Here is a 437-nt window from a genome sequence, read left to right on the forward strand (position 1 = left end):
TTAAGGAGTTTGAAGAAGAATATTATGGATTTATTCCAGGAGAGGGGGCATTAGGAGATGATATAGGATACAGATATACAGATAACTTATTTATTATGTTAGATTTTGGATTAAAACCTTATGTACTGAATAATCTATTATATGATAAATCGAAAGGAAACGATTTTGAAAAAATAGAAAAAATATTTGATAAATTAGGTTATAGAATAAAACTTAGGCTTGGAAATCTTTGGTTATGTGAAGAAATAGATGAAGATATAGGGGGGGGAGGGGGGTTAAATTTTGTAAAAGATGAGAAATGTAATGAAGAAATTCGTGATAAAATAACACAAAGGAGAATAAGAATAGGGATAAAGAAATATATGGAAAAATTCAAAGAGTATTTCAGTGTTGAAAGAGAACTTGAGACAATAGATTGGGAAGAATATATGAAATTT

Annotated in this window: 1 pseudogene; it reads left to right on the forward strand. The window is 28.1% G+C overall.

What is annotated here, in order from left to right:
* Positions 1-437, forward strand: a pseudogene (locus EII29_RS12390) (hypothetical protein); the annotation flags it as partial.

Source organism: Leptotrichia sp. OH3620_COT-345, assembly GCF_003932895.1.
In the GTDB taxonomy this organism is placed as follows: domain Bacteria; phylum Fusobacteriota; class Fusobacteriia; order Fusobacteriales; family Leptotrichiaceae; genus Pseudoleptotrichia.